The sequence below is a fragment of the Ruegeria sp. BJ6 genome, assembly GCF_056537885.1.
In genome coordinates, this window is the sequence record NZ_JBQFSG010000002.1 from 232,185 (window position 1) to 257,530 (window position 25,346).

Below are 25,346 nucleotides of genomic sequence, written 5' to 3' on the forward strand. Positions count from 1 at the left end.
GTTTGCCGGTTTGGGGGGAGAATGCCCGAGACGATGATGCTGGCCCAGATGTTGGGCCTTTTGCTTGTAATCGGCGCGTTGGCCGGGGTTCTGGCCGGATTGCTTGGCGTGGGTGGGGGGATCGTACTGGTTCCCGCGTTTTTCTATGCATTCCAGACGCTTGGATATGGCGGGCCGCAGTTGATGCAGATGTGCCTGGCCACATCACTGGCGACCATTATCGTGACGTCCATCAGGTCTGTTCTGAGCCATAACAAAAAAGGTGCGGTGGATTGGGATATCCTTCGCGGTTGGGGGCCGGGGATCGCTGTTGGCGCGGTTTTTGGTGTTCTGGCGGCCTCGGCCTTGCGGACCGAAGCTTTGCAGGCCCTTTTCGGGCTGCTGGGCATGGTCATCGGTGCCTATCTTGGGCTGGGACGGTCGGAATGGCGGTTGGGTGACCAAATGCCAAAGGGAGTGCGGCGGGCCGCATTGTCGCCTTCGGTTGGGTTTCTATCCGTTCTGATGGGGATTGGCGGTGGCAGCTTTGGCGTGCCTTTGATGAGCCTTTACAATACTCCGATCCACCGGGCCGTCGCGACAGCTGCCGGGTTCGGCGTGATCATTGCCGTGCCTTCGGTTATCGGGTTTCTGTTTCTGGATATCGCAGCGGAACATCGGCCCCCGCTGACCATTGGGGCAGTTAATCTGATCGCGTTCGGGATCGTTGTCGCGATGACACTGATCACGGCCCCCTGGGGCGTAAAACTGGCGCACTCGATGGACCCGAAACCGCTTAAACGGGTCTTTGCGGTCTTTCTGACACTGGTGGCGCTGAACATGCTGCGCAAGGCGCTGGGATGGTAGAGGCGTTTTTTCGGAAAGGCTGGGTCAAATTCCCTCATGATCCAGTTCTGGCCGAGTGGGTTTCGCACGTTCTGCCTGCAGCCCGAGCCTCGGTAAGCGATCCTGCTCATGCACAATGGCATGATTGCGAAGGAACGTGGTTCATTGGCGTTGACGCTTTGGAGAACGATGCCAAGGGCAGGGTGGGGCATTCAAAGCCACTGGCCGGTCAGGCGATGGGATTCATATCCGAACATCTGGGCGTACAACCTCTGCACAAGGGGCAGGTTTCGGTGATCTATCCGGGATACCCGCGTCCTCGAAAGGGCGAGAACGAAGCCGCTGCGCGCTATCGCGCCCGACGGGACGGCGCGCATGTGGATGGGTTGAAACCGAACGGCCCGGATAGGCGCCGCCGGGTGGACGAGCCGCATACCTGGATTTTGGGAATACCGCTGACGCAGGCCAGCGCGGATGCCGCGCCTCTGGTGCTTTGGGAGGGCAGCCATAAAATCCTCGGCGCGGCATTTGCCCGTGCTTTTGCCGGCCTTCGGTCTGAGGATTTGCATACGGTCGACATAACCGAGATTTATCAGGAAGCCCGCCGTCAGGTGTTCGAAACCTGCCCGCGCATCGAATTGCCTGCACGACCGGGTGAGGCTTATGTCCTGCACCGCCATTGTCTGCATGGGGTTGCGCCCTGGGGTAGCGCCGCGTCTGCCGGACCGGATGGACGAATGATTGCCTATTTTAGGCCCGAGTGCCCCGGGGGAGTAGCCGAATGGATCGAATCCCCCTAACGTCCTGTCATTCTTTGACTTTGGAGGTTCTGGGAAGATGATTACCATCACAACCCATTTAGATGGTGCGCTGATCGAGGCCGAGTTATCGGGTGAAATTACCAGCGATGATTATGCCAAGACTTTGGTTCCGGCGGTTGAGTCCGCGTTGGCCGATCACGACTCGATCAGATTGATCGTCATAATGGGGCAGGAATTTCGCGGCTATGACCTGGGTGCGGCCTGGGCCGATACCAAGCTGGGTCTGGGGAACTGGCGCGGGTTTGACAGAATTGCCGTCGTGGCCGACCAAAAGTGGGTCCAAACCGGAGTGCGTCTTGCTGCGCCGATCATGCCATGCCCCGTGCAGGTATTTGATCTGGCCGAGGTCGAAACCGCGCGCCGCTGGATACGCGAGTCACTAGGCGCGATCCACGTTCTGGATCTTGGTGAACCCTGCGTCCAGATCAAGCTGATGGGCAAGCTTGACCCGGCCGAATACAAGCAGGCCGAACGGGATCTGGACGCGTTGATCCACGGACGTACGGGTTTCAGATTGCTGATCGATCTGACCGAATTTGAAGGCTGGCAGGGCTTGTCCGCCATGGGTGCGCATTTCCGCCTTGCTCGCAATCACGTCGGGCTGTTGGACCGCGCGGCCATTGTCGGCGACAAGACCTGGCAGAAGATGGCTGAGCGGGTCGGTAGCCATGTTCTTGGCACTCGCACGCAGTACTTTCCGTCTGAAGACCTTGAAAATGCCAAGGCGTGGCTGGAGGCGGGCTAAGGCGTCCAAAACAGCGTGCACCTACCCGGGTAGGTAATATCGTCGGCACAGGTCCGCACTGGCCCGACTTTCCTTTTTCGGCATTTCAGGTCAGAGCCTGCTGGATTTCCCGCAGGCTCTGTTACTTTCGTAAAGACCCACCTGAAATTTGACGCTACGTCCTCCAATAAAATGGCCCCAGTAGCTTTGCGCTGCAAGTGACCGAATTTTTTTGAATTTTTTGACTTTCGGCCAATCCGCGGTGAAATTTGTGGCTTTTTCCCCCTTTTTTGAGGGAATGAGCCACATAAATGCGCCGTGTCGCTGCGGATTGCCACTCACGTAACCGACTGTCCTCGAGCCGCCAACCGGGTTCGGACAGAGATCCGCAGCGACAATCGACCGAAGCTGCAGGATAGCTGACATGTTGTATAAATTTATTTTTGAACGTCTTTTTCGCGGTAAATCCGCACAAGAACCAACAAATGGAAACCCGTCGCACGCGGGGCCCTTACGGGAAGATTCGAAAAACGTTCTTCGGCAATCCGAATTGACGAAACTGTTTCAGAGAGAACTGAGCGACAAACAGTCAGAGTATCCCAAAAGGCAACTTAAGACCCGAGATCACTCTGTCTCGTCTGTATCTTCAGAAGATCGCTGATCCGGGCCTAACCGCGGTCCACCCGCGCCGCCCGTCCGCCCCGACGTTTGGCAAGACGCGGTTTGCGCGAGGGCAATTCATCCATTATCCCGGCGCGTTCGCTGCTGTCCATTTTGGACCAACGGCTGATCTCGTCGATTGTTCTGTAGCATCCGGTGCAGATGCGTTCAGTCGGGTGGACAACGCAGATCTGGATGCAAGGGCTTTCGACCTCGTTCCTTTTCCAAACCATATTGGTCATCAGCGGTCTCCGACCTGTTACAGAAAGCGCAGACGATCCAGCGCTCCCTGCAGAATATAACCTGCGGCCACGTGATCGATAACCTGTCCGCGACGTTTTCGTGTCGTATCCGCCTCAAGCAGTGCCTTTTCTGCAGCAACAGTGCTGAGGCGTTCGTCCCAGAATCCAATCGGCAAGTCGGTCAGACGCGACAGATTTCTGGCAAAAGCACGAGTGGATTGACAGCGCGGGCCTTCGCTTCCGTCCATGTTCTTGGGCAGACCAAGTAGAATGCCCCCAATCTCGCGATCTGCCGCGATCTCAAGCAGGCGGGCGGAATCCAACGTGAATTTCTTGCGTCGCACGGTCTCCAGTGGACTGGCGACACCACGCATACGGTCCGAGACGGCAACGCCGATGGTCTTTTCCCCAAGGTCCAACCCCATCAGGGCGGTCGTCGGGGGCAGGGCCGCGGCAAAATCCTCGAACACATCACAGATCATTGCGCCACGCCCGCCTGACGGGCTGCCGCCGCAATCATCTGCAGCGCATCGTCATCTCCGGCAAAGACGGTCGCGGCTTCATCACGGATCGCGCTGGCGCGTTCGGTTTCACCCAAAACACCCAGTGCGGCTATCAGACGGGCCCACTCTTCCACAGCACCGCCTTCGGTCGCCAGCCGATCAGAAAGCTGATCCACCATTCCACGGATCATCTCTTGCCGCTCTTCCGCGGTCAATTCGCTGGCCGCTGCGATGTCTTCCTGACTCGGACCGGACGGGGCTGGTGCGGGCGGTGTGTTGAAGACACCGGCACGATAGGCAAGTTCTTCGATCTGCCCGCGAATGGCCTCGGCCCATGGGGCGCCGGCGGGAGCGTCACGCAATGTGGCCTGCCAAACCTCGAAAGCGGCGTCCGGTCGTCCGGTCTGGGCCAGCATCTGACCCCAGTAGTACCGCGCGGGACCGTGGGCAGGATCGCGCTCCAACGCTTGGCTCAAAGCTTCTTCGGCTTCGGGCGAGACATATCCTTCGGCTGCCAGAATCATCATTTCCGCCAGATCGGTATAGTTGTCGGCACTTGCAGTCGCGCCGGACAATTCGATGACACGTTGCTGGGCGGAATAAGCAGCCTTGAAGTTCCCCGCATTTGCCTCGTGCTGAGCCAACAGCATATGGCCCTGCAGATCATCCGGTCGCCCTGCGACGGTCTCCCGCAACTGTTTCAGCAGATTGGCATAGCTTTCGTCCAGCTGTATGTCCGGTGTCGATTGCGACAGGTTTTCCGCCTGAGCCTGACGCGGGCGTTCTGCCCGAATCTCTTCGGCCATCTCCAATCTCAGCGAAAGAGGCAGGTCGCCGTATCCGGGCGCACCAAGGCGTTGGTACAATGCGGCGGCACCGCCGACCAAAATCAGCCCCAGAATACAGACCGCGATAAAAGACGTCGTCTTGGCCGGTCCGCCAGAGCCACCTTCACCTCGCATCTGTGCATCTGCCGCCAGAATGCGGCGTGAGATTTCGTTTCGAACGCGTTCGGCGTCGGCCTCACCAATCACGCCACGCGCCAGATCGCGGTCAACGCTGGTCAGTTGTTCACGATAAACGCGCAGGTCGTATGCGGCTGCCGGTTCGCCGCCGCGGCGCCCGCGCAGCATAGTATATCCCAGTACTGCCGCGATCAGCAGCGCCATAAGGATGATCAGGACCCAGAATGTCATGTGCTCTCCGAGAGTGTTGCCCTCACTTAGACCTGTCAGCCCGATGAAAAAAGGGACAAATGGCCGCGAATGGAACACATGTCGCAATAGCGCTATATTGCGGCGTTGTGCGGCAGGGGTATTTTGCCCTCGCATTGCATATCTGCGACCAATCACCGAACCGGATGGATTCGCTCATGAAACACTATTCAGCCTTTGCTGTGGCGCGCGAAGCGCTGCGCTATCACACCGGATGGGAGCGCGCTTGGCGCTCGCCTGAACCAAAAAAGCGTTACGACGTGATCATCGTCGGCGCAGGTGGGCACGGTCTGGCGACCGCGTATTATCTGGGAAAAAACTACGGCATTCAGAATGTCGCCGTAATCGAAAAAGGCTGGTTGGGCGGTGGCAACACCGGCCGGAACACGACCATCATCCGCTCGAACTACCTGCAGGACCCGTCTGCGGCGATCTATGAAAAGGCCCGTGGCCTCTACGAAGATCTGAGCCAGGATCTGAACTATAACGTCATGTTCAGCCCCCGCGGCGTGATGATGCTGGCTCAGACCCAGCATGAAATTCGCGGCTATCAGCGTACGGCCCATGCCAATGCACTGCAGGGGGTCAAGACCGAGTGGATCGGACCTGAACGTGTCAAGGAACTGGTGCCAATCATCAACATCCATGGTCCGCGCTACCCCGTTCTAGGGGCGCTTTGGCAGGAACGCGGCGGCACCGCACGCCACGATGCCGTGGCCTGGGGGTATGCTCGTGCCTGTTCGAACATGGGTATGGACATTATCCAGCAATGCGAAGTCACCGGTGTACGCCAAGAAAACGGTCGTGTGACAGGTGTCGAAACCACCAAAGGCGCAATCGAATGCGATAAGCTGGGTATGGTCGTTGCCGGTCACGCGGGTCAGCTTGCCGAGATGGCGGGCTTCCGTCTTCCGGTCGAGTCGCTGGCGCTGCAGGCGCTGGTATCCGAGCCGATCAAGCCCTGCATGGATGTGGTGGTCATGGCAAACACCGTCCATGGCTATATGTCGCAATCCGACAAGGGTGAGATGGTGATCGGTGGCGGCACCGACGGATTCAACAACTACACCCAGCGCGGCTCGTTCCATCACATCGAGGAAACGGTGCGCGCACTGGTCGAAACCTTCCCAATGATCTCGCGCCTCAAGATGCTGCGCCAGTGGGGTGGAATTGTGGACATGACCGGCGACCGCTCGCCCATCCTGTCGAAGTCGCCTCTGGGTGGCTGCTTTGTCAACTGTGGCTGGGGTACCGGCGGCTTCAAATCGATCCCGGGATCGGGCTGGGGTATGGCGCAGCTGATGGCCACTGGTCACTCGCCGCTGACGGAAGCCTTCTCGTTGGACCGGTTCAACGAAGGTCGCTTCATCGACGAAAGCGTTGCCGCCGGGGTGGCACACTAAATTCCGGTCATTCCGGACCTGACAAGTGCCACAGATTAGAATTCAGGTTGGCCGCATCGCCAACCTACCGCCGAAAGGATGAACATATGCTGATCCTCAATTGCCCCTATTGCGGCGTGGACGCAGAAGAATCGGAACTGGCCGCTGGCGGCGAAGCACATCTCAAGCGCTTTGGCCCCGGCTCGTCGGATGAAGAATTCCACGACTACCTGTTCATGCGCGAGAACCCGAAAGGCGTTCATTTCGAACGCTGGCGCCATGCCAATGGCTGCGGCAAGTGGTTCCACGCCGCGCGCTGCACTGCCACCCTTGAAGTTTTTGGCACTTATCCTGCGCAGACGACCGAGCCGCCCAAGGATATTTGCGACGCGATCTCAGCCAAACGCCCCGGCTGGAAATGGAGAGAGTTCGCATGAAACTTCCTCTTGCCAGAAATATCTCCGCCGGAGGCTCCCACATCTCCGCTTGCGAAAGGTCCAGATAAATGAGCACCCGTCTCGCAAACCAAGGCCGGCTTATTGACCGGTCGAAACAGGTCACCTTTACCTTTAACGGCACCTCGATGCAGGGCTATGCGGGCGATACGCTTGCCTCGGCTCTGCTGGCCAACGATCAGATGATGATGGGCCGGTCGTTCAAGTACCACCGTCCGCGTGGCGTCGTTGCCAGCGGCGCGGAAGAACCGAACGCACTGGTCGGTCTGGGGCAGGGCAGCAGGTTCGAGCCGAACCAGCGCGCCACCACGACCGAGCTGTTCAACGGCCTGACCGCGATTTCGCAGAACCACTGGCCAAACCTGGAATTCGACATTGGCGCCGTTAACACCGCTCTGGCGCGGTTCCTGCCCGCCGGTTTCTACTACAAGACGTTCATCCATCCCAAGCCGTTCTGGAAACACGTCTACGAACCCTTCATCCGCCGGTCAGCCGGTCTGGGCAAGGCGCCGGACAAGGAAACCCGCGACGCGGACACATATGAACACTTTTATGCCTTCGCCGATATTCTGGTGATCGGTGGTGGTGTGGCTGGCCTGCAGGCTGCCAAGGCTGCGGCCCTGTCGGGTGCTAAGGTCATGCTAATCGAGCAGACCGCGCATTGGGGCGGTCGCGCTCCGGTTGACGGGGGAACCATTGATGGCGAGCCTGTGGATAAGTTCGTGGAACAAACTGTTTCCGAATTGGAGGCAATGGACAACGTCACGCTGCGCCTGCGCTGCATGGGTGCTGGGGTCTATGATCACGGCTACGTGCTGGGATACGAGCGTCTGACGGATCACAATCCGGGCACCCAAGGGCCCCGCCATCGTCTATGGCGTGTCCGGGCCAAGCAGGTTGTAACTGCAACCGGTGCAATCGAAAGACCGCTGTCCTTTGCGGGTAATGATGTACCGGGCGTTATGCTGGCTTCGGCCATGCGGGACTATGTCGTAAACTGGGGCGTAACCCCGGGCGAGCGTGTAATCGTAGCCACCAACAACGACGATGCCTATCGCACCGCGATCACCTTGAAACAGGCCGGTGTGGATGTTTTGCGTATCGTCGATGCACGCGCGACTGCCGGGCAACTGGCCGAAGAGGCTCGTCAGCTTGGCATCCGTGTCGACCCCGGCAAGGCGATCGCCAAGGTCAAGGGCGGCAAACGCGTCAAGAAAGTTGCCATCTGCAACCAGGAAGGTATCGGCGGCGCTCGTGAAGAGGTTGAGGCCGACGCGGTCGCGATGTCAGGCGGCTGGTCTCCGGTTGTTCACATGTGGTCCCACTGTGGCGGCAAGCTGATCTGGGATGAAGCCAACGCGCATTTCCGCCCTGATCCGGACCGTCCTCCGCTGGGCGCAAATGGCGAAGGGTTTGTGGTGGCAGCCGGGTCTGCCAACGGCCCGCTGTCGCTGGGCAGCGTGATGTCGGATGCGCATGCTGCCGGCAAGGCGGCGGCCAAAGCGGCTGGCTTCAAACCGAAGAACACCAAGGCCCCCGAAGGTGCAAGCACCGATGAGGCGCAGATGGAAGCTGTCTGGCTTATGCCAGCCAATGCCGAAATCCAGCTGCGCATGAAATCCTGGCTGGACTTCCAGAACGACGTCAAAGTCTCGGACGTGCAACTGGCGGCCCGCGAAGGTTATGAAAGCGTCGAACACACCAAGCGTTACACTACGCTGGGTATGGCGACTGATCAGGGGAAACTCAGCAACATCAACGGTCTGGCGATCCTGGCTGACTCGTTGAATTCCGAGATTCCGCAGGTTGGCACCACCACGTTCCGCCCGCCTTACACCCCGATTTCGATGGGTGCGATTGGTGGCGAGGCGCGTGGGGATGTGTTCCAGCCAATCCGCCGCACTCCGATGCATGACTGGCACGACCGCAATGGCGCTGACTGGGAACCGGTCGGCCAATGGCGCCGGACCTATGCCTATGTTCGCCCCGGTGAAAGTGTGCATGACGCCGTGAATCGCGAGGTCAAGAACACTCGCGAAAACCTCGGCCTGCTGGACGCATCGACGCTGGGTAAACTGATCGTCAAAGGCCCCGATGCCGGTAAATTCCTGGACATGATGTACACCAACATGATGTCCACGCTGAAGGTCGGCAAATGCCGCTATGGCCTGATGTGTTCGGAAAACGGGTTCCTGATAGACGACGGCGTTGTCGCCCGGATCGACGAGGACACTTGGCTGTGCCACACAACCACCGGCGGAGCGGAACGTATCCACGGTCATATGGAAGAGTGGCTGCAGACCGAATGGTGGGACTGGAAAGTCTACGTTGCCAACGTGACCGAGCAATACGCTCAGGTCGCTGTTGTTGGCCCCAATGCCCGCAAAGTTCTTGAAAAGCTGGGCGGCATGGATGTCAGCAAAGAGGCGTTGCCGTTCATGGAATGGCGTGATGGCAAAATCGGCGAGTTCGATTGCCGCGCCTATCGCATCTCGTTCTCGGGTGAGTTGTCCTATGAGATCGCGGTTCCTGCGTCGCAGGGTCAGGCGTTCTGGGACGCTCTGATGGAGGCAGGCAAAGAGTTCGGCGTCATGCCTTATGGTACCGAATGCCTGCACATCCTGAGGGCCGAGAAGGGCTTTATCATGATCGGGGATGAGACCGACGGTACCGTGATCCCGCAGGATCTGGGACTGCACTGGGCGCTTTCGAAAAAGAAAGAGGATTTCCTGGGCAAACGGGCGCATTCGCGTAGCCATATGGCTGATCCGGAACGCTGGAAACTGGTTGGTCTCGAGACTGTGGATGGATCGGTTATTCCCGACGGTGCTTATGCGGTGGGCGAGGGCGTCAATGCCAATGGTCAGCGCAACATGATCGGGCGCGTGACCTCGACCTACTACTCGGCCAATCTGGGTAAAGGCATCGCCATGGGGCTGGTCAAGCACGGCCCGGATCGCATGGGTGAGGTAATCGAATTCCCGGGCACCGACGGAAAATCCTACAAGGCAAAGATCGTGGACCCGGTATTCTACGACAAGGACGGGGAGAAGCAGAATGTCTGAACCCATCAGCGCACTGAACCACGCCAGCTATGACGGCATCGCAAAGGTCGTGGAAACCGGTTTGCAGGGCATGATCACCCTTCGCGGCGATCTGAGTGACAAGGTTGTCATCAAGGCTGTAACGGAAGCTACCGGGCAGAAGATGCCCGGTCAGCGTCAGGCAAATGTGGATGGCGAAAGCGGCTTGTGCTGGATGTCACCCGACGAATTGCTGGTGTTGGTGCCCTATGCCGAAGTCAACGACAAGCTGGCCGCGATCAACAACGCACTGGGCGGCGTTCACGCACTGGCTGTCAACGTCTCGGACGCGCGCGCGGTATTCCGTGTCTCGGGCAGCAATGCGCGTGAGGTCATCGCAAAACTGTCACCGGTCGATCTGTCGCCCGAAGCCTTCCAGCCCGGTCAGATCCGCCGCTCACGTCTTGCGCAGGTTGCGGGAGCCTTTTGGATGGACGATGCGGAAACCTTCCGCGTGGTTTGCTTTCGGTCGGCGGCTGACTATGCGTTCAAACTGCTCAAGGTCGCGGCCCAGCCGGGCAGTGAGGTTGGAGTATACTGACAGCTCAATTTTGAGTTGTGGTTCCAAAATCTGCAAATTAGGGTGCCCTCAGATATTATCTGGGGGCATTTTTTTTTGCCCCGTCGGTTTGTTAGATGAGATGGCTGATCGAGTCAGGCCATCTGGAGAAAGGCAATTATGCAATCAAATTTATTCAGAGGGGCTATCGTATTGGTTGCGCTTGTATTGGCAAGCACGTCCATATCGGCGGAAAACCCGCGTACCTATAAGTGTGAAGTAAAGGCCTTTGGCTCTCCAGCCGAGCAGAGCTGGATTCCGGAACAGGCGGTATTTGTCATCGATCGGAGCAAGAAAGAGGCCAAAATGGCGCTTTCATTCGATGGTCAGGTAACCGAAGATCCAAAGCCTGTTTCCTCTTCCGGGGGATTCGGGCGCGATGTTGTCCAATTGAGCTGGTCTTTCCGCAACGTGGGAACAGATGGAACCCGCGAGATTTCCATGGACTATTTCGTCCGATTGAACACAAAGCGGAACACGGCAACATTTCGTGCGTGGCCGCGCGGTTATGACAACGATATCACGGGAAAAGCAAAGTGTTCGGTTCAATGAAGTACACACACTCAAATCGAAATGGATCGGGATGTTTTCCGGCGAAACTCAACGTTCTATTCGCTGCCTGTGCGCTCGCAATGATAGGCGTTCCTGCAACCGCACAGGATGCTGAGTTCGGTGGAGAGGCTTATATCTGTGAGTTAAAGAGCTTTTCACAGATTGGATGGATACCACCAAAGCTGGCGCTGTTTCTGGATCAGGAAAAATCCACAGGTTACGTCTACGATGGGTACGTAGAGCAAACCGTAGGTGAACCACTCGAGGCGCAAGTAACAAAGCGTGGCAAGGGTAAATGGAACTTTAGCTGGGAAATTAAGGACTTTGCCTTCACCGGTGGTCGCCGTGGGTCCAGCGATGTTGAGTACAGTGCAAATTTCGACGTTTCGAAAAAAAAGGTCACGATGTCTGCTGTCCTCAGCGGCATGGATGGCAACGCGCCCCGCGGTCGCGGCACATGCGAGTTGCACAAATCGTGAGCAGTCGAATGGCTGAGACGCATGAGAAACTCACCCACTATAGGAACACTGAAAAAACCTGTGTGTTCGTTTGAATGGCAGGATCAAAGAGCAAGGGGGCTGGCAAATACCGGCGCGGTTTTATCCTGCTCAAGAAAGAGAAATACCAATAATTTAAATGGCTTATCTAAATCCCAGAACAATGGAAGCATATCTTCAAGCCAACATGGTCAGCTACCGCCAAGACGTCTAAATCGTGAAAGTGCAAACGCGACTAGAAAACGAAGGCGAGTGTCATCCTTCCAAAAGAAACGTCGGGAATTGCCCCATAGCTCTGCTTGACGTCAGGTTTTCAAGGCCTGAGGTCCCTTTGTCGTCCCGGCAACTGTCATAAAACGATAGCTGCTCGGCCAGCGCCTCAAACTGTTTTTTCTGGTTTCCAGAATCCAGATAGGGACCATGGGTGGACAACAGCAGTGCAGGGCGTTGTTTCTTCAGCCAATCCAGCAATGCGGGCAGCACTGAAAATTCCGCCCCTTCGATATCCATCTTGACCAACGAGACGCGTGACAGATCGACCGTCCCGGCGAACTGGTCCCACGAGATGGTTAGCGCATCAGTTCCGTTTTCCGCGTCGTTCAAAAGAGAAGTCGTCGAATCCCCGGGCTCTCCGTGCGCGGAAGCCATACGTGCGACACCAAAACCATCGGACAGCGCCACGCCAAAGGCCGATACATTTCGGATATTATTCAACTCCAGATTCCAGGCCAGATGACGATAGGCGACGGGATCAGGTTCAAAACACCAGACCCGGCGAGCCTTACGCGCGCCGTACAAAACCGTCGGGCCGATCCATGATCCGATATCCAGATAGTCGCTGTCCTGTGACAGATGTTTGTCGAGTACGGCGAATGTTTCCGGCTCCCAACGTCCCTCGGACGCGCGTCGCCAGAACTTTGAATGGTAAGGATCCAGCCGGAACGGTTCGCCGTTCAGATTGCCCGCATAGTATCCGCGGGCGCGGTAGAACATCTTGCGCGCCTTTGTCAGCATTCGCCCCTGCCTCCGGGTTTTCTTGTCTCGCCTCTTGACCTATGCGCTTGGCCAAAGCATGTAACCTTGGGAACCGCAACATTCATTTCAACAGGGGGCCAAGATGGCTTTTGAACTTCCTGATCTTCCTTATGCACATGACGCGCTGGCAGCCAAGGGTATGTCCGCGGAAACGCTGGAATATCACCATGATCTGCACCACAAGGCCTATGTCGACAACGGCAACAAGCTGATCGCAGGGACCGAGTGGGACGGCAAATCGCTGGAAGAGATCATCACCGGCACCTACGACGCCAACGCAGTGGCGCAGAATGGCATCTTCAACAACATCAGCCAGCTGTGGAACCACAACCAGTTCTGGGAGATGATGGGCCCCGGCGACAACGCCATGCCGGGCGAGCTGGAGAAGGCTCTGACCGAAAGCTTTGGTTCGGTTGACGAGTTCAAGTCGCAGTTCAGCGCTGCTGGTGCAGGTCAGTTCGGTTCGGGCTGGGCATGGCTTGTCAAAAACGCCGACGGCTCGCTGGCAGTGACCAAGACCGAAAACGGCGTGAACCCACTGTGCTTCGGTCAGACCGCGCTGCTGGGCTGCGATGTGTGGGAGCATTCGTACTACATTGATTTCCGCAACAAGCGCCCGGCTTACCTGTCGAACTTCCTCGACAATTTGGTGAACTGGGAAAACGTCGCGTCGCGGATGTGATCGATTGACCCGAAGAGGGTTCATAAAAGGGCTGCTGGCTGCGATGTTCGCAGCCCTTTTTGTGTCGGCTTACGGTTTTTTCCTCGAACCCGCGCTTCGCCTGCGGGTGAAGAAGTGGACACTGCGCCGGGACGACTGGCCGAAAGATCGCCCTATCAGGATTGCGGTGCTGACGGATATCCACGCTGCCGAACCGTTCACCTCGCTGAACCGGTTGCGAAAGGTCGTCGCGCGCACAAATGCTGTGGGGGCGGACCTGATCGTAATTCTGGGTGATCTGAGTTCGGATCATGAACTTACGGGGCGCGCTATCCCGGTGTCGGAAACGACAAAGGCGCTGGCTGAATTGAAGGCGCCGCAGGGAGTTTATGCCGTTCTCGGCAACCACGACTGGTGGATGGACCTTACAGCGCAAAGGCGTCGTGCAGGACCGGTCGAGACGGGCGTGGAACTAGAAAAAAACGGCATCCGTGTGTTGGAGAATGATGCGCTTGAGCTGCCTAATGGCCTTTGGCTGGCTGGGTTGGGTGATCAATTGGCGTTTCGCGGCCCTCGTGGATTTTCGGGCGTGGACGATCTGCCCGGTACACTGCAGCAGATTCCGGAAGGTGCGCCAGTGATTTTGCTGGCACATGAGCCAGATATCTTCCCGCAAGTGCCCTCGAATGTGGCCTTGACGCTTTGTGGCCATACGCATGGCGGGCAGGTTCGGATGTTCGGATACTCTCCGATGGTGCCATCAAAGTATGGCAACAGATACGCCTATGGGGCCGTGGAAGAAGACGGTAAGCATCTGGTGGTGTCGGGTGGCATCGGGTGTTCGATGATTCCGGTTCGGTTTGGGGTCGTGCCGGAAATAACAGTTGTCGAACTGAGTGCCTGACAGCCAGTAGATTTACGATCGGAGGAATGGCATGACAGACGTGACCAAGGGCGTTCTGGCCATGATTTGCGCCTGTACGATCTGGGGTCTGTCGCCGCTTTTCTACAAGCTGTTGTCGGATGTTCCTCCGCTTGAGGTGCTGTCTCATCGGACTTTATGGTCGGTTGTGTTGTTCGGAACCGTTCTGGCCGTTCAGGGGCGGCTATCCGAGCTTGGGACAGCATTTGTCAGCCGCCGTCGCGTAGTGTTGATTGCGATTGCAGGCCTGATGATTTCGGCAAACTGGTTCGTTTTCATAACTTCGATTCAAATCGGCAAGGCCACCGAAGCCTCGCTGGGATATTACCTGTTTCCGATTGTCACCGTACTTATCGGTTTCCTGTGGTTTTCCGAAAAGCTGAGCGTTGCTCAATGGGGGGCCATTATACTGGCCACTCTTGCTGTTGCGGTACTGACGGTGGGATCTGGTGTTCCGCCTTGGATCGCCCTGATTTTGGCGGTCACCTTTGCAATCTACGGTGCATTGAAAAAGAGCCTTCCAATCGGGCCGGTGGTTTCGGTTACCTGTGAAATCCTGATTTTCATGCCGGTTTGGCTGGCTGTTCTGGCCTGGTTTCACGGAACCGGGCAGGGGGTTTTCGGAACCGGCTGGCAGGTCAGCATCCTGCTGGTTCTGTCCGGCCCGATGACCGCGATGCCTCTGATCCTGTTTAGCTATGCCGCGCGCAGGGTTCGGTTGTCTACCGTAGGTGTTCTGCAATACCTCAACCCGACGCTGCAGTTTCTGTGTGCCGTCCTGGCGTTTGGGGAACCTTTCACGGTGTGGCACCAGATTGCCTTTTCTCTGATCTGGGTGGCCGTGATCGTGTTTTCGGTTTCAGCGATCCTGCGTGACAGGGCCGGGCGAAACGCTGCCCTTCGGCCGTAATCTTCCGGCAGGCGACAAATTGCCCGCGCGTCAACTTTCGAACGGTCGGGGGATTGTACTGATCCGCGCAGTACCTAGCTTAAGTGCACGGGAGGAGAGAACCGTCAAATAGTTGAAAACAAAAAGCTCTCGCGTGGATTACCTGATCTTGCGCGCCCGTTGAATTGTGTCTGGAAACCGGGGGGCAACCGGAAAAACATGTCAGGAGGTCTTTATGGTCGAACTAAAGCAGGGAACATGGGTTGTCATCGCGGACGGCGAAAAAGCGTTGTTCATGGAGAACATTACAGACGCGGAAGACCCGAATTTGGTTGTGGTTTCAGTTGAAGAGCAAGACACGCAAAGCGCATCTTCCAAGCCTTCTGACCGGGCGGGGCGCCGTCTGGATACAGGGCCTAATCAGAAATCAGCGCTTGGCGAAGCAGCTTGGAAAACGCACGCCAAATCCCTGTTTGTGCAGGATCTGGCCAATCTTCTGAATAAGCGGGGGTTAAAGGGCGCCTACAGGCAACTGGTCCTTGTCGCCAGCCCGCAGGTGCTTGGGCTGCTCAGGCGCAGGCTGCACAGCAAGGTCCTGTCCAAGGTGATTGCCGAAGTGGACAAAACACTGACCAATCACCCCTTGCACAAGGTCGAGCAGGTGCTGACTCAACGCCTGAGTGCAGCGACCTGAGATCGAAGGGCGGTTTGGAAACAGACCGCCCAACGCCATGGAATCACGACAGTTTCGACCGTAGCAGCGTCATCGCCTCAGCTGGGTCATCGACCCACGAGATAAAGTCGCTCAAGGATGCATCGGCAAACCCCTGATCAATGACCTGATCCAGCAGGGCGCGCAGTTTATCCCAATATCCGTTCACATTCATAACCAGAATGGGTTTGTCGTGAAGGCCCAGCTGCCGCCATGTCAGGGCCTCGAACAGCTCATCCAGCGACCCTGGGCCGCCGGGCAAAACAACGACAGCATCCGCGTTCATGATCATGACCTTCTTGCGTTCATGCATGGTTTCGGTGATCACGAAATGCGTCAGATCGGTCTTGCCGACTTCCCGGCGCACCAGATGCGTCGGAATTACCCCGAAAGTCTCGCCCCCGGCGGTCTGCGCGGCGCGCGCAACTTCTCCCATCAATCCGACATCCCCGGCACCATAGACCAGCCTCCAGCCTTCCTCGGCCAAAAGCTCTCCGAACCGTTTCGCGGCCGCTGAATACTCGGTATTGGCGCCATTTCGTGACCCGCAATACACACAGATGGACTTCCGAGACATAAAGGCGCTTCTCCGGGCTTGTGTCAGACGTTTTGACCCGTGATAGCGGTATTGATAGATTGGCTCAACCGCGCGGAATGTCTGCAAGACAGGCATTTGTGCCGCGGAGTGAAAGGAAAAGAATGGCTGCCAAGTCGGGAAGCGAAAGATCCGGTGCATTCGTGTGGGGGATGGTCGCCGGTGCGGGCGCATTGATCGTTGCAGGGGGGCTTTATCTTTCCGGAATTCTGGGCGGCGAACAGCCGGAACAGGCAGCGCAGGACGAAACCGCAGCTGTTGCACCTGCTCCGGAAACGTCCGAAACCGCCGAAGCGGTGAAAACGCCTGATGCCCCGAAAGCGGAAACCGAGGCTGCCCCGGAGCCAGAGAGCGTTCCTGCACAGGACGATGCTGCCGAAACATCCGATACGCCAACGGATTCCAGTTCCGCTGAGGTCGAACAGGAAAGCACCCCTGTTGTGCAAGCACCGGTCGCACCGGTTCTGGACCAGATTTTCGTGGAAAAGGAGGGCAGCGCCCTATTGTCCGGCAGTGCCAGCGTGGGCAGCAAGGTGAGTATTTTGTTGGATGAGGTCGTAATCCACTCTTTCACAGTGGATGCAAGCGGGCAGTTTGCCGAGTTTATCGTGCTTCCATTCAGTGATGCGGCCCGTGGGCTGGTTCTGGAATCCGAAAGCGATGGGCAGATCGCGCGCTCGGACGACTATTTGATTGCGGCGCTTCCTGAGCCTGCTGAATGGGCTGAGGTTGTTGCGAGTGCCGAGGCTGCGCAGGCAGAGGAAGAGCAAGCGCAAACGCAAGCCGAACAACCAGCTACTGAGGCCGGGCAAGACGAGCCCGTTCAGACTGAAACTGCCCCGGAAATAACCGGTGAAGAGGTGGCGGATGAAGCTGCGCCCGAAGATAATAGTGATCCCGGTCAGCAGGTTGCGGTCCTGCGTTCAGGTGAAGAAGGGGTTGAGTTGGTTCAACGCCCCGCGGTTCAGGACGAGGCGCCGAAACAAGTCGCACTGGATACTATCGGTTATTCGGATGAGGGTGACGTTCAGCTTACAGGTCGCGCGCAGGACGGATCGGTGGTCAGGCTTTACCTGAACAACCGTCTCATCACGGACCTGACACCTGATGCCGAAGGTCAGTGGCGCGGCGAAATCGAAGGGATTGATCCGGGTGTTTACACCCTACGACTGGACGAGGTTGGCGAGGACGGGAACGTGGTCAGCAGGATCGAGACCCCATTCAAACGGGAGCCGGTCGAGGTTCTGCAAGCGGCTGAACCTGCTGATGATCCGGAAGCTGACCCCGAAACTCCGCCCATACGGGCGGTTACCGTGCAACAAGGCGATACGCTTTGGGCCATATCCCGGGAACGCTACGGAGATGGTGTGCTTTACGTAAAAGTTTTCGAGGCGAACCGGGGTGCAATCCGCAATCCGGATCTTATCTACCCGGGGCAGATCTTTACGATCCCGGAATAACAAACACCTCTGGCCGACACGGGCCAGAGCGTTCTCTGACCGCAGTTAAGGTACGTGATGAGAAGACCATCTCAGACGCATTCGGGCGAAATTACAGAATCGGACGAACGCCGTTCGGGCTGGCTCACGATCCGCAAGGTCGCACCATATCTTTGGCCCAAGGATGAACCTTGGGTGAAACGCCGCGTTGTAATGGCCATGTTGATGCTGGTGCTTGCCAAGCTCATCGCCGTCTATACGCCCATACTTTACAAGGGTGCTGTCGACGGCCTTGCGGGCGAGGGTGTGCCGCCGCTGGCGCTGGGCGCTGTGGGACTGACCGTCGCTTATGGCGTTGCGCGCATGATGACCGTGGGCTTCCAGCAATTGCGGGATGCCCTGTTTGCACCGGTCGGGCAACGCGCCTTGCGTGCCCTTGCGCTTGAGACGTTTCAGCACATCCACCAGCTTTCCATGCGCTATCACGTGACCCGTCGCACCGGCGGGCTGAGCCGGATCATCGAGCGCGGCGTAAAAGGCGTTGAGTTCCTTTTGCGGTTTCTGCTTTTTTCCATCGCTCCGCTTATCCTCGAACTGCTGATGGTGGCCATTATCCTGATGTGGCTTTTCGACGTCTGGTATCTGGTCGTCGTGACCGTGACCATCGCGCTGTATATCTGGTTTACCTTTGCCGTGACCGAATGGCGCGTGAAGCTCCGGCGTGAGATGAATGATCAGGATACCGAGGCAAACCAGCGCGCGATCGACAGCCTGCTGAATTTTGAAACTGTCAAATATTTCAACGCGGAAGAGCGCGAAGCTAATCGCTATGACAGCTCAATGAAAGCTTACGCACAGGCGGCTCTTAAAACGGCCTATTCGCTTGCGTTTCTGAATTTCGGGCAGTCCTTTCTGATCACTTGCGGCCTGATTGGCGTCATGGTTTTGGCGGCAATTGGTGTTCAGAATGGAGCGTTGACCGTCGGGGATTTTGTCATGGTCAACGCCTACATGATCCAGATCACCGTACCGCTGAATTTTCTTGGCACAGTTTACCGCGAGATCAGGCAATCTCTGGTCGACATGGGGCAGATGTTCACACTGCTGGAGCAACCTGCGGAAGTGACTGACAAACCCGCTGCCCCCGCATTGCAGGTCAATGGCGGAGAGGTTGCGTTGGATAATGTCCACTTCGGGTATGAGGCAGATCGCGAGATCCTTAAAGGTATTTCGCTAACCGTCCCGGCAGGCCAGACCGTCGCCATCGTTGGAGCCACCGGATCGGGCAAGTCGACGATCGGCAGGTTGCTGTTCCGGTTCTACGATGTAACCGGCGGCGCATTGAAAATAGACGGTCAGGATGTCCGGGATGTTTCCCAAACCAGCCTGCACGCGGCCATTGGTGTGGTGCCTCAGGACACGGTTCTGTTCAATGACACGATCCTGTACAACATCGCATATGGGCGGGAAGGGGCCAGCCGGGAAGAAATCGAAGCTGCCGCGCGTGCAGCCCAGATTCATGATTTCATCGTTTCATTGCCCGAAGGCTACGATACAGCTGTGGGTGAGCGTGGACTGAAGCTGTCGGGGGGTGAAAAGCAGCGTGTGGGTATCGCACGAACGCTGCTCAAAAACCCTCCGATCCTTCTGCTGGACGAGGCGACGTCAGCCCTGGACACCGACACCGAACAGGAAATCAAAGGGGCGCTGGCCCGCGCGGGCGAGGGGCGTACGGTAATCACCATCGCCCACCGTTTGAGTACCATTGCTGAGGCAGACCAGATCGTCGTTCTTGAAAACGGCGAGGTGATCGAACAGGGCAGCCATGATGAGCTTTTGCTGCGCGAGGGGCGTTACGCGCAACTCTGGAGCCGTCAGCAATCGGATGCCGAGGCCGCCTGACGCGCTCTTTATGGGCGATCCTAAAGCAATCATTGCCGTGCGGTAGTTACCAGCCATACTGTCCGCACGGAGATTTGAGTCGATCATTCGGAGTTGCTTTATGCTTGGCAAAAGTAAGTTTCTGGCGGTAGTGATCGCGCTCGGCGCGGTTGTTGCGGCCGGGCAGGCGGTCGCTGACCCGATTGTCGGTGTCTGGAAAACAGAGCCAGATCGAAAGGACCTGATTTCGCACATTCAGATCAGCGCCTGCGGCGACAAGTTCTGCGGTAAGATTCTATCGGCCTATGACAAGACCGGAAAAGAGGTGCAGACCCCCAACATCGGCAAACAGTTGTTCTGGGACGTCGCCAGCGAGGGTGGCGGGAAATATGGCGGTGGCGATTTCTGGGTGCCGCTGATCGATGTGGACGTTGCCCCTCAGATATCCGTTTCTGGCAACACGCTGAAGATCAAAGGGTGCGAACATCTGGTTTGTGGACACCAGACCTGGACACGTTTGTCACAATAGAATTTTTGAAATCAGCAATTGAAAAAGGGCGGCGAACCGTTTGGTTCGCCGCCCTTTTTTTGTTACTCGGCTGCCTTGAGCGGTGGATGTTCTGGTGGAACGTCCTCGACCAGCGACGTGGGCGGTTGGCCTTCGTCCCAGACAATCTCGGTTGCCTGCATCTGACGTGCAGCGCGGCCAAGCGCCATGTCGCGTGCGACCTGGCTGGACCGGCCTGCCGTAAGACGCGCCAATCCTTTGCCCAGCCATACCATGTAGGTCGAGAACCAGACCCGCAGCGCCAGGAACGAAGGTGTCACGATCAACGTCAGCACCGTTGCGATACCCAAGCCAAACACCACGGCCGTGGCCAGTTGTTTCCACCACAGCGCGGTGGGGCTGTCGATGGAATAGCCACCACCGATAAAGTCCAGTGAAAGGCCGAACATCATCGGTGTCAGACCCGCCATGGTGGTCAGCGTGGTCAGCAGAACCGGGCGAATTCGGGCCTCGGCGGTGCGAACGATCGCCTCGATCCGGGGCATGTAGCGGCTGTATTCCTGGTAGGTGTCGATCAGAACGATGTTGTTGTTCACGACGATACCAGCCAGCGCCACGATGCCCGTGCCGGTCATGATGATCGAGAACGGCTGTTGCATCACCATCATTCCGATCAGCACACCGGTTGTCGACAGAACAACCGCCAGCAACACCAGAACCGAGTTATAGAACGAGTTGAATTGCGCCAGCAGAATGACGAACATCAACCCCAACGCGGCCAGAAAAGCACTGGACAGGAAGGCCTGACTTTCCGCCTGTTCTTCCTGATCACCGGTCCAGACCCAGCTAACAGTATTGGGGAAAGGCTCGGTCTCCAGCCATTCGGTCAGTAGGATGATCCTTTCGTTCGGGTTAACAGGGGTGAAGCTGGCGTCGCCGGCATCGATCACAGCCTGCACGGCGGCGATGTCTTCATCGCCAGTCAGTTGGAATACTTCGTACGAAGTGCCATCCGGCTTGTTGACAACCGGCGCGTCGGATTGGGTGCCTTCCGGCACTTCACGCACCAACGCCAAACGGTCAACGGCCCCTTCCGCCCCATCGGTCGCAATCTGCATCAGGCCGGGCTCAACATCAGCCTTCACGTCATAGTAACGCTCCTGATCCACACGGTTGATCTGTGCCAGTTTGTCCACCGGCTGTCGGGTTACGAAGTTCGACAAGGGCACCAGCCCGTCAGGCGTACGCACCTTGAGTGTATCCAACGTCGAAAGCACGCGGTCCTGTTCAGGCAAGCGGACGCGGATATCGATCTCTTCGTCATTGCTTTCGGGGCGCATCTCGCCCAGCAGGATGCCGCGCGTCACCAGTTGCACCATCGCACCGACGGTCGCCACGTCTGCACCGAAACGTCCGGCCTTGGCGACATCGACGTCAATCTGCCAGTCGATGCCGGGCAGGGGCAGGGTGTCTTCGATCTTGATCAGACCAGGAGTTTCTTCGAATTCAGCGCGTGCAATTGCCGTGGCTGAACGCAGGTCTTCCCATCCGTCGCCCTTGATACGCAGGTGAATTGGCTTGCCTTGTCCTGGCCCTTGTTCCAGAGGCTGGATTTCGGCAAAGATGCCAGGCAGTTTCGCCAATTCCGCATTCAGTTCGTCGATCACATAGTCGCCGTCATATTCGGTGGCGGTGACCTGACGGCTCAGCTTTCCGAAGAACCAGCTTTCGGACTGGGTTGGCCGGTCTTCCCACGGAATGATCTCAAACTGAACCTGTCCGACGGTGTCGGCAGGGGATTGCCCGCCACCCGGTCCGCCGGTGTTCAGGCCGCCTTCGCCAGCGAAGGAGAAGACGTTGACCACCGCCGGGTGTTCAAGAATGATCTCTTCGACCTCACGCACCATCTCGTTTTTCTCTGCCAGAGACAGGTTCCCACGTGCCCGGACATAGGTTGTGGCCTGTTCGGGCTCGGTCGCGACAAAGAATTCGACACCACGAGAGTTCGCCGGAAAGAGAACGACCGCGACATAGTAGACGACAGAGAACACAACCGCGATTGATACGACCGGCATCACCGGATTACCTGCGATGAACTGGATGACGTGTCCAAACGCTGTGTGTTCCTTGGCGGTGTGCACTCTTTCTTCCGCACGTTCGATGCGCGCGGCACTCAGCGTGACGGACCCGGCGAACGCGCCAAACAGGAACAGGGCGGCGCCGAACAGGGTTCCACCTGCAGCGCCCTCTGGCATCAGATAGCTGGGGTTCAGCAACTGCATCGCGCCCAGGAAGATCATGTAAAGCGCAGGCGGGACCATCGCGGCACGTGCCCACCAAGGCGTTCTCATCCGCAACCAGTCCGAAACGCGGCTGAATATACGGCTGAGGCGCCCAGAGACACCGCCCATGACCGGCAGGTAAATCAGTGCAACCACCAGCGAAGCCGACAGAACAAAGATCAGCGTGACCGGCAGCATTCCCATGAATTCGCCCGGCACGCCCGGCCAGAACAGCATCGGCAGAAAGGCACAAAGCGTGGTCGCGGTGGACGACACGATCGGCCAGAACATCCGCTGAGCGGCTTCCACATAGGCGTGCATCGGGCCGACGCCTTCCTTGATGCGCTTGTCGGCGTATTCGACGACAACAATGGCCCCGTCGACCAACATACCCACGGCCAGGATCAAGCCGAACATCACGATGTTCGAGATACTGATGCCGACGGCTGCAAGGAATGCAAAACACAGCAGGAACGAGGTCGGAATGGCGAAACCAACCAGCAACGCCGCGCGCGAGCCGAGCGAAGCCAGCACAACGATCATGACTAGTGCAATCGCCGTCAGAACCGAGCCTTCCAACTGACTGACCATGGACCCAACGACGCGACTTTGATCGTTCGAGGTGCCGATCTGAACCGCAGCTTTCAGTTCCTCGGGCCATTTCTCCTGCGAGGCTTCCAGCGTCTGTTTGACCGCATTGACAGTGTCGATCAGGTTAAAGCCCTTGCGTTTGACAACCTGCAACGCAACCGTGTTTTCGCCGTTGAAGCGGGCCGTGCCCTCGCGGTCTTCAAAGGTATAGTTGATCTCTGCCAGCTCACCCAAAGTCACCACGCGGTCGCCGTTCACCTTGACCGGCAGACCATAGACGTCCTGAGGCGTTTTGAAGGAGGACGGGATCTTGACCGAGAAGGTCCCTTGTTCGGTTTCAACTTCACCCGCAGCGATCAATTGGTTGTTGTTCTGAACAACATTGATCAATTCGGCGGCGGTGACGTTGTACGCCTCCAGCCGCAGCGGATCGATGATGACCTCAAGCATTTCGTCCCGATTGCCGGCGATGCCAGCCTCAAGGACCGCATCCATGGCCTCAAGGTCGTCCTGCAGGTCTTTGGCAATGCGCGCCATAGTCCGTTCGGGAACCGCACCGGTCAGGTTGACGATGACGATCGGAAACTCTGAGAAGTTTAATTCGGTCAGCGTGTATTGTTCAGCGCCTTCCGGGAACTTGGCCTGAGCGCTGTTCATTGCATCACGAACGTCTGCGGTGATCGCGGTCTTGTCCCAACCGAAATCGAATTCCAGCGCGATACCGGCATAACCTTCGGCAGCGGTCGCTGTCATTTCCTTGAGCCCGTCCAAATCGGCAAGCTCGGTTTCCATCGGTTTGATCAGAAGATTTTCACTGTCCTCGGCAGAAATACCGGGGAACTGAACCGAGACGAACAGAGCCGGAATTTCGATATCCGGCTCCCCTTCTTTCGGTAGATTCACATAGGCAAAGCCACCAATGATCAAAGAAATCGCGATGAATGCCAGAACCATTCGGGCGCGCGAGGCAGCCCAATCGACGATGCCTGTCATTTCGAGGCCTCCCGATAGGTCGGCTTAACGGCAACGCCTTTGGTCACAAATTCCTGACCTACGACAATCACGTCTACGGTTTCCGGCAGGCCGCCAATCCAGACGCCATCAGCCGAGTCGCGCAGCAGCCGCACGGGCATGAAATCAACGATGTTTCCTGTCGTGATGGTGCGAACACCCAATTGGCCGTCGTTGTTCAGCGTCAGTGCGGATTGCGGCAACAGATGTGCCTTTGCCCCTTCGGCAGCGATCTGGATGGTCGCCGTCTGTCCGTCGCGGATCAGAAGTTCCGGGTTGGGAACGGTGATTTCCACTTCGAACGTGCGGGTTGTTTCATCCGCTGAACGGCTGAGGAACGTCACGCGGCCTTCGACCTGCAGGCCGGTTGCCAGTTGCGCGCCTGCCGGGGCACCGACGATGACGCGGTTGACCTCGGTCTCTGGTACGAACCCGACCAGCTTGATCGGGTCAAGCTGGATGACGGTCGCACAGAGCGAGCCCGGCTGCATCAGGCTTCCAAGTTCTGCCGTGTCGCTTTCCAGAAGACCCCGGAACGGGGCTTCGATGGTCAGACGATCAATCTCGCGCTCGGATGCGGCAACTGCAGCTGCGGCGGCTTCGATCCCGGCCTGAGTTGCTTCCAGACCGGCCTCCGCAGATTTTACACCAGCCTCGGCGGTGCTCATGGCAGCTTCGCTGGAGATTCGACGGGTTTCCGAGCCAAAGCCGGTTTCCGACAGCTTTCTGGCGGCTTTCAGATTGATATCGGCTTCGGCCACACGCGCGTGGGCTTCTTCCAGACGGGCCTCGGCCTCGGGGATGCGGCTTTCGGCTTCAAGCTTTCGCGCCATGGTTTCTGCAAGGCTGGCGTGGCGTGTGCCGGGATCAAGCTCACAAAGCAGGTCGCCCGCTTCGACAAACGCACCTTTGCGTTTGGGCTCCGACAGGACCGTCGACGTTGTTTCTGCCAGCACTTCGACCTGACGGTTGGCCTTTGTCTGGCCACGCAGAACAACGGCGCTGTCGATCTCGGCGGCTACCGAACGCACCGCGACCACGCCAATTGCATTCTCGGCCACTTTGGCCGCGACTTCGGATTCGCCGGCGGTTTCACCGGTTTCTTCGGCCTCAGCCTCGCCTTTTCCGGCGAATGCAAACAGGGCATCACGCTCAAAAACCAAAAAATACAATGCAACAATCACCAACAGGGCGTTGATAAAGGAGATCAATCGCATTCCGTGCCTTTCTAAGATTTGCTCGCCGTGTCCACTCGGCGTACACGCTTTCACATGGGGATTGGCGTGTGACTTGTCTACACTGA

At 57.6% G+C, this 25,346-nt stretch carries 23 protein-coding genes; 16 read left to right on the forward strand and 7 right to left on the reverse strand.

Annotated elements, in window-relative coordinates; translation table 11 throughout:
• Positions 1-21: 21 nt before the first annotated feature.
• Genes ACR0D6_RS06435 through ACR0D6_RS06445 form a run of 3 tightly spaced genes read left to right on the forward strand, consistent with a single transcriptional unit; the run spans position 22 to position 2,391 of the window.
• Complete coding sequence (locus tag ACR0D6_RS06435; protein ID WP_170651762.1) at positions 22-846, forward strand: sulfite exporter TauE/SafE family protein; 825 nt, start codon at positions 22-24, stop codon at positions 844-846.
• Positions 840-1,625, forward strand: coding sequence for a hypothetical protein (locus ACR0D6_RS06440; protein ID WP_480764901.1), 786 nt, complete (start codon positions 840-842; stop codon positions 1,623-1,625). The genes ACR0D6_RS06435 and ACR0D6_RS06440 overlap by 7 nt, the downstream gene beginning before the upstream one ends.
• A 37-nt stretch (positions 1,626-1,662) precedes the next feature.
• Positions 1,663-2,391: a SpoIIAA family protein gene (locus tag ACR0D6_RS06445; protein WP_480764902.1), complete on the forward strand. Its 729-nt coding sequence runs from the start codon at positions 1,663-1,665 to the stop codon at positions 2,389-2,391.
• A gap of 647 nt (positions 2,392-3,038) precedes the next feature.
• Here the strand turns inward: ACR0D6_RS06445 and ACR0D6_RS06450 are convergent.
• From ACR0D6_RS06450 to ccmI, 3 genes are read right to left on the reverse strand one after another with little or no spacing between them, the layout of a single operon-like run.
• Positions 3,039-3,272 carry a DUF1289 domain-containing protein gene (locus ACR0D6_RS06450; protein ID WP_170651768.1) on the reverse strand — a complete coding sequence of 78 codons (234 nt, stop codon included), beginning with the start codon at positions 3,270-3,272 and terminating at the stop codon, positions 3,039-3,041.
• A 17-nt stretch (positions 3,273-3,289) separates the two neighbouring features.
• Positions 3,290-3,754: a Holliday junction resolvase RuvX gene (gene ruvX / locus ACR0D6_RS06455; RefSeq protein ID WP_480764903.1), complete on the reverse strand. Its 465-nt coding sequence runs from the start codon at positions 3,752-3,754 to the stop codon at positions 3,290-3,292.
• Positions 3,751-4,971, reverse strand: coding sequence for a c-type cytochrome biogenesis protein CcmI (gene ccmI / locus ACR0D6_RS06460; RefSeq protein ID WP_480764904.1), 1,221 nt, complete (start codon positions 4,969-4,971; stop codon positions 3,751-3,753). The genes ruvX and ccmI overlap by 4 nt, the downstream gene beginning before the upstream one ends.
• A 176-nt stretch (positions 4,972-5,147) precedes the next feature.
• Here ccmI and ACR0D6_RS06465 point away from each other — a divergent pair, with 176 nt between their 5' ends.
• The 6 genes from ACR0D6_RS06465 to ACR0D6_RS06490 all read left to right on the forward strand — a co-directional run bounded on the left by ACR0D6_RS06465 (position 5,148) and on the right by ACR0D6_RS06490 (position 11,499).
• The gene (locus ACR0D6_RS06465; protein WP_170651775.1) at positions 5,148-6,392 is read left to right on the forward strand and encodes a sarcosine oxidase subunit beta family protein; all 1,245 of its coding nucleotides are present in this window, start codon (positions 5,148-5,150) and stop codon (positions 6,390-6,392) included.
• An 86-nt stretch (positions 6,393-6,478) separates the two neighbouring features.
• A complete protein-coding gene (locus ACR0D6_RS06470) occupies positions 6,479-6,808 on the forward strand; it encodes a sarcosine oxidase subunit delta (RefSeq protein ID WP_170651777.1) in 330 nt (109 codons plus the stop codon).
• 68 nt (positions 6,809-6,876) lie between these two features.
• A complete protein-coding gene (locus ACR0D6_RS06475) occupies positions 6,877-9,891 on the forward strand; it encodes a sarcosine oxidase subunit alpha family protein (RefSeq protein ID WP_480449953.1) in 3,015 nt (1,004 codons plus the stop codon).
• A complete protein-coding gene (locus tag ACR0D6_RS06480; RefSeq protein ID WP_480764905.1) occupies positions 9,884-10,450 on the forward strand; it encodes a sarcosine oxidase subunit gamma in 567 nt (188 codons plus the stop codon). Before ACR0D6_RS06475 ends, ACR0D6_RS06480 begins: the two co-directional genes overlap by 8 nt.
• 171 nt (positions 10,451-10,621) lie before the next feature.
• Positions 10,622-11,020: a hypothetical protein gene (locus ACR0D6_RS06485; protein ID WP_480764906.1), complete on the forward strand. Its 399-nt coding sequence runs from the start codon at positions 10,622-10,624 to the stop codon at positions 11,018-11,020.
• A gap of 80 nt (positions 11,021-11,100) precedes the next feature.
• Positions 11,101-11,499: a hypothetical protein gene (locus ACR0D6_RS06490; RefSeq protein ID WP_480764907.1), complete on the forward strand. Its 399-nt coding sequence runs from the start codon at positions 11,101-11,103 to the stop codon at positions 11,497-11,499.
• A 273-nt stretch (positions 11,500-11,772) separates the two neighbouring features.
• Here the strand turns inward: ACR0D6_RS06490 and ACR0D6_RS06495 are convergent, their stop codons facing one another.
• The gene (locus ACR0D6_RS06495) at positions 11,773-12,531 is read right to left on the reverse strand and encodes an FkbM family methyltransferase (protein WP_480764908.1); all 759 of its coding nucleotides are present in this window, start codon (positions 12,529-12,531) and stop codon (positions 11,773-11,775) included.
• A gap of 103 nt (positions 12,532-12,634) precedes the next feature.
• On the opposite strand from ACR0D6_RS06495, the gene ACR0D6_RS06500 reads away from it, so the two are divergent.
• From ACR0D6_RS06500 to ACR0D6_RS06515, 4 genes are all read left to right on the forward strand, one after another.
• A complete protein-coding gene (locus ACR0D6_RS06500; RefSeq protein WP_170651789.1) occupies positions 12,635-13,234 on the forward strand; it encodes a superoxide dismutase in 600 nt (199 codons plus the stop codon).
• A 4-nt stretch (positions 13,235-13,238) separates the two neighbouring features.
• The gene (locus ACR0D6_RS06505) at positions 13,239-14,117 is read left to right on the forward strand and encodes a metallophosphoesterase (RefSeq protein ID WP_480764909.1); all 879 of its coding nucleotides are present in this window, start codon (positions 13,239-13,241) and stop codon (positions 14,115-14,117) included.
• A gap of 31 nt (positions 14,118-14,148) precedes the next feature.
• Positions 14,149-15,045 carry an EamA family transporter RarD gene (rarD, locus tag ACR0D6_RS06510; RefSeq protein WP_480764910.1) on the forward strand — a complete coding sequence of 299 codons (897 nt, stop codon included), beginning with the start codon at positions 14,149-14,151 and terminating at the stop codon, positions 15,043-15,045.
• A 214-nt stretch (positions 15,046-15,259) separates the two neighbouring features.
• Positions 15,260-15,718 (forward strand): host attachment family protein, encoded by a 459-nt coding sequence (locus ACR0D6_RS06515; RefSeq protein WP_480764911.1) that lies wholly within the window; start codon positions 15,260-15,262, stop codon positions 15,716-15,718.
• 43 nt (positions 15,719-15,761) lie between these two features.
• Here the strand turns inward: ACR0D6_RS06515 and ACR0D6_RS06520 are convergent, their stop codons facing one another.
• Positions 15,762-16,313: a TIGR00730 family Rossman fold protein gene (locus tag ACR0D6_RS06520; RefSeq protein WP_170651795.1), complete on the reverse strand. Its 552-nt coding sequence runs from the start codon at positions 16,311-16,313 to the stop codon at positions 15,762-15,764.
• Between the two features lie 122 nt (positions 16,314-16,435).
• Between ACR0D6_RS06520 and ACR0D6_RS06525 the strand changes: the two genes are divergently transcribed.
• The 3 genes from ACR0D6_RS06525 to ACR0D6_RS06535 all read left to right on the forward strand — a co-directional run bounded on the left by ACR0D6_RS06525 (position 16,436) and on the right by ACR0D6_RS06535 (position 20,180).
• Entirely contained in the window at positions 16,436-17,791 is a 1,356-nt protein-coding gene (locus tag ACR0D6_RS06525) for a LysM peptidoglycan-binding domain-containing protein (RefSeq protein ID WP_480764912.1), read from the forward strand.
• A 57-nt stretch (positions 17,792-17,848) separates the two neighbouring features.
• A complete protein-coding gene (locus ACR0D6_RS06530) occupies positions 17,849-19,672 on the forward strand; it encodes an ABCB family ABC transporter ATP-binding protein/permease (RefSeq protein ID WP_480764913.1) in 1,824 nt (607 codons plus the stop codon).
• Between the two features lie 100 nt (positions 19,673-19,772).
• The gene (locus ACR0D6_RS06535; RefSeq protein WP_480764914.1) at positions 19,773-20,180 is read left to right on the forward strand and encodes a DUF2147 domain-containing protein; all 408 of its coding nucleotides are present in this window, start codon (positions 19,773-19,775) and stop codon (positions 20,178-20,180) included.
• A gap of 62 nt (positions 20,181-20,242) precedes the next feature.
• Here ACR0D6_RS06535 and ACR0D6_RS06540 read toward each other — a convergent pair whose 3' ends face one another.
• Together ACR0D6_RS06540 and ACR0D6_RS06545 are read right to left on the reverse strand one after the other, a co-directional pair.
• Complete coding sequence (locus ACR0D6_RS06540) at positions 20,243-24,025, reverse strand: efflux RND transporter permease subunit (protein ID WP_480764915.1); 3,783 nt, start codon at positions 24,023-24,025, stop codon at positions 20,243-20,245.
• Positions 24,022-25,260: an efflux RND transporter periplasmic adaptor subunit gene (locus ACR0D6_RS06545; RefSeq protein WP_480449941.1), complete on the reverse strand. Its 1,239-nt coding sequence runs from the start codon at positions 25,258-25,260 to the stop codon at positions 24,022-24,024. Before ACR0D6_RS06545 ends, ACR0D6_RS06540 begins: the two co-directional genes overlap by 4 nt.
• Positions 25,261-25,346: the final 86 nt, after the last annotated feature.

Excerpts from the sequence above, each read along its gene's own strand:
- ACR0D6_RS06435 (WP_170651762.1), top strand. The coding sequence starts at position 22 with ATGCCCGAGACGATGATGCTGGCCCAGATGTTGGGCCTTTTGCTTGTA.
- ACR0D6_RS06440 (WP_480764901.1), top strand. The coding sequence starts at position 840 with ATGGTAGAGGCGTTTTTTCGGAAAGGCTGGGTCAAATTCCCTCATGAT.
- ACR0D6_RS06445 (WP_480764902.1), top strand. The coding sequence starts at position 1,663 with ATGATTACCATCACAACCCATTTAGATGGTGCGCTGATCGAGGCCGAG.
- ACR0D6_RS06450 (WP_170651768.1), bottom strand. The coding sequence starts at position 3,272 with ATGACCAATATGGTTTGGAAAAGGAACGAGGTCGAAAGCCCTTGCATC.
- ruvX (WP_480764903.1), bottom strand. The coding sequence starts at position 3,754 with ATGATCTGTGATGTGTTCGAGGATTTTGCCGCGGCCCTGCCCCCGACG.
- ccmI (WP_480764904.1), bottom strand. The coding sequence starts at position 4,971 with ATGACATTCTGGGTCCTGATCATCCTTATGGCGCTGCTGATCGCGGCA.
- ACR0D6_RS06465 (WP_170651775.1), top strand. The coding sequence starts at position 5,148 with ATGAAACACTATTCAGCCTTTGCTGTGGCGCGCGAAGCGCTGCGCTAT.
- ACR0D6_RS06470 (WP_170651777.1), top strand. The coding sequence starts at position 6,479 with ATGCTGATCCTCAATTGCCCCTATTGCGGCGTGGACGCAGAAGAATCG.
- ACR0D6_RS06475 (WP_480449953.1), top strand. The coding sequence starts at position 6,877 with ATGAGCACCCGTCTCGCAAACCAAGGCCGGCTTATTGACCGGTCGAAA.
- ACR0D6_RS06480 (WP_480764905.1), top strand. The coding sequence starts at position 9,884 with ATGTCTGAACCCATCAGCGCACTGAACCACGCCAGCTATGACGGCATC.
- ACR0D6_RS06490 (WP_480764907.1), top strand. The coding sequence starts at position 11,101 with ATGATAGGCGTTCCTGCAACCGCACAGGATGCTGAGTTCGGTGGAGAG.
- ACR0D6_RS06495 (WP_480764908.1), bottom strand. The coding sequence starts at position 12,531 with ATGCTGACAAAGGCGCGCAAGATGTTCTACCGCGCCCGCGGATACTAT.
- ACR0D6_RS06500 (WP_170651789.1), top strand. The coding sequence starts at position 12,635 with ATGGCTTTTGAACTTCCTGATCTTCCTTATGCACATGACGCGCTGGCA.
- rarD (WP_480764910.1), top strand. The coding sequence starts at position 14,149 with ATGACAGACGTGACCAAGGGCGTTCTGGCCATGATTTGCGCCTGTACG.
- ACR0D6_RS06515 (WP_480764911.1), top strand. The coding sequence starts at position 15,260 with ATGGTCGAACTAAAGCAGGGAACATGGGTTGTCATCGCGGACGGCGAA.
- ACR0D6_RS06520 (WP_170651795.1), bottom strand. The coding sequence starts at position 16,313 with ATGTCTCGGAAGTCCATCTGTGTGTATTGCGGGTCACGAAATGGCGCC.
- ACR0D6_RS06525 (WP_480764912.1), top strand. The coding sequence starts at position 16,436 with ATGGCTGCCAAGTCGGGAAGCGAAAGATCCGGTGCATTCGTGTGGGGG.
- ACR0D6_RS06530 (WP_480764913.1), top strand. The coding sequence starts at position 17,849 with ATGAGAAGACCATCTCAGACGCATTCGGGCGAAATTACAGAATCGGAC.
- ACR0D6_RS06535 (WP_480764914.1), top strand. The coding sequence starts at position 19,773 with ATGCTTGGCAAAAGTAAGTTTCTGGCGGTAGTGATCGCGCTCGGCGCG.
- ACR0D6_RS06540 (WP_480764915.1), bottom strand. The coding sequence starts at position 24,025 with ATGACAGGCATCGTCGATTGGGCTGCCTCGCGCGCCCGAATGGTTCTG.
- ACR0D6_RS06545 (WP_480449941.1), bottom strand. The coding sequence starts at position 25,260 with ATGCGATTGATCTCCTTTATCAACGCCCTGTTGGTGATTGTTGCATTG.